General features: G+C 71.3%; 2 protein-coding genes and 2 pseudogenes. All 4 read right to left on the minus strand.

What is annotated here, in order from left to right; all coding sequences use genetic code 11:
- A pseudogene (locus V7D63_RS13435) lies at positions 1–439 on the minus strand (TPM domain-containing protein); the annotation flags it as partial.
- Positions 439–1,239 (minus strand): TPM domain-containing protein, encoded by an 801-nt coding sequence (locus V7D63_RS13440; protein ID WP_333592783.1) that lies wholly within the window; start codon positions 1,237–1,239, stop codon positions 439–441. The pseudogene V7D63_RS13435 and the gene V7D63_RS13440, both read right to left, overlap by 1 nt.
- A gap of 20 nt (positions 1,240–1,259) precedes the next feature.
- A complete protein-coding gene (locus V7D63_RS13445) occupies positions 1,260–1,943 on the minus strand; it encodes a LemA family protein (protein WP_333592784.1) in 684 nt (227 codons plus the stop codon).
- A gap of 65 nt (positions 1,944–2,008) precedes the next feature.
- A pseudogene (locus tag V7D63_RS13450) lies at positions 2,009–2,362 on the minus strand (bifunctional methylenetetrahydrofolate dehydrogenase/methenyltetrahydrofolate cyclohydrolase); the annotation flags it as partial.

A 2,362-nucleotide genomic window follows, 5' to 3' on the forward strand; every position in this document is an offset into this window, starting at 1 on the left:
CGGTGCGGGCCTCGGTCTGATGCAGGCCGTGGGCCAGGAACTGTTTCATCGCCGCGTTTCGGACGCGAGCGCGCCGGACGGGCGCGGGCGTCGTCCAGCGGCGCACGCCGGGCAGGGAGACGATCAGGAAGACGACTAGGAAGATGGCCGCCTGCATGACCGCATAGGCGGCCAGGGCGCGCCCGATCGTCACGTCGCGCGCGGCCAGGTGCGCGGCCTCCCAGGTGTTCGCCACGCCGGGGAACCAGGCCGGATCGAACCCCACAGGGATCAGGACTAGCGGCAGCAGCAGGGCCGCCAGAGCCGCCCAACCCAGGCGTATGTCGCGATAGGCCGAGACCCGGCCGGCGACGACGCAGAAGATCTCGCCCGAGGTCCGGGCCTCGGCCGCCGCGATGGCCGCCGCGATGCGTTCGTGGTCCTGAGAGGTAAAGCGCATCACCATCCTCCCGAGGCGCCGCCGCCGCCGAAGCTTCCGCCGCCGCCGCCGAAGCCGCCGCCTCCGCCACCACCGCCCCAGCCGCCGCCGCGTCCGCCGCGTGATCCGTTGCGCAGGGCCTCGGACGCGGCCCAGATCAGGATGGGCGAGACGCCGCCGCGATGCCGTCGCCCGCGTGAGGCCGCCCCCAGCAGGCTCAGGAACAGGAACAGAAAGACCAGGAAGACCACGATCATGGGTCCGATCGGCGCTTCGGGCCGGGTCGCCTGGGCCGCCTCGGCGCGGGCCTGGGCCTCGGCGGGGTCCAGCCTCAACTGCGTGTCGATGGCGTCGACGCCGTCGGTGATGCCCTTCTGGAAGGCGCTGGTGCGAAAGGCCGGCAGGATGCTGTTCTGGATGATCTGCGCCGACAGGGCGTCGGTCAGGATCGGCTCCAGGCCATAGCCGACCTCGATCCGCACCTTGCGTTCATTGGGCGCGACGATCAGCAGGACGCCGTTGTCGCCCTCCTTCTGGCCGATGCCCCAGTGGCGGCCGAGGCGATAGCCGTATTCCTCGATCTCATAGCCTTGCAGACTGTCCAGGGTGACGACCACCAACTGGTCGCCGGTGTCCGTCTCCAGGGCCGTCAGCTTCTGCGTCAGGGCCGCCTCGGTCTCGCGGTCCAGCAGCCGCGCCTGATCGACCACGCGGCCGGACAGGGCGGGGAAGGTCTGGCCCCAGGCCGGCGCGATCGCCAGCGTCGCCCAGGCCAAGGCCAGGACGAGCAGCAGCGACAGGTGCGCGACGGGGCGCGCCACGCGGGACTGGGGCGTCGAGATCACCGGCCGGGCGCGGCCGGGGGCGGCGAACCGGGCGCGGCGCCGGGCGCGGTAGCTGGACCTTGAGCCGAGGGGTTCAGAGCGTCGAAATTGACCGTCGGCGCCGACTGGGCGGCGGCCGTGGCGGTGAAGAGCTGCATCGGCTTGGAGCCGCCGTGGATGGTCTTGGCCCAGATCACGGTCGGGAAGGTGCGCAAGCTGGTGTTGTAGTCGCGAACCGCCTCATTGTAGTCGCGCCGGGCGATGGTGATGCGGTTCTCGGTCCCTTCCAGTTGCGACTGCAGGGTCAGGAAATTCTGGTTCGATTGCAGGGTCGGATAGTTTTCGACCACCATCAGCAGCCGCGACAGGGCCTGGCTGAGTTCACCCTGGGCCGCCTGATAGCGCTGGAAGGCGGCCGGATCGTTCAGGGTCTCGGGCGTCACCGTCACGCCGGTGGCGCGGGCGCGGGCCTCGACCACCTGGGTCAGGGTGGTGCGTTCCTGCAAGGCCGCGCCCTGGACGGTGGCGACCAGGTTCGGCACCAGGTCGGCGCGACGCTGATATTGCGACTGGACGTCGGCCCAGGCGGCCTGGGCGCGTTCTTCCTTGGTGGGAATGGCGTTGATCCCGCATCCGGCGACGGACGGGGCCAGCACCGCCACGGCGGCCACGGCGGCGATGCGCGAGTTGAAGCGGGTCATAGGTCCTCCGTCTGCCGGTCGAACGCCGGTTTCGAGTCGAACTATCGGCGCAGTCGTCGGCCGCTTCAAGCGTCCAGGGGTTCGGGCGTGATCCCGGCCGCGCGGCAGGCGGCGGCGTAGGTGTTGGCCAGCAGGACGGCGATGGTCATGGGACCGACGCCGCCGGGCACGGGCGTGATGCGGCCCGCGACCTGGACCGCCTCATCGAAGGCCACGTCGCCGACCAGCCGCGTCTTGCCCGCCGCCGCCTTTTCGGGATCGCGCGACGGCACGCGGTTGATGCCGACGTCGATCACCGTCGCGCCCGGCCTGATCCAGTCGCCGCGCACCATTTCGGGCCGCCCCACGGCGGCGACCAGGATGTCGGCCGTGCGGCACAGGGCGGGCAGGTCGCGGGTGCGCGAATGGGCGATGGTGAC

The organism is Brevundimonas sp., assembly GCF_036732845.1.
In the GTDB taxonomy this organism is placed as follows: Bacteria; Pseudomonadota; Alphaproteobacteria; order Caulobacterales; family Caulobacteraceae; genus Brevundimonas.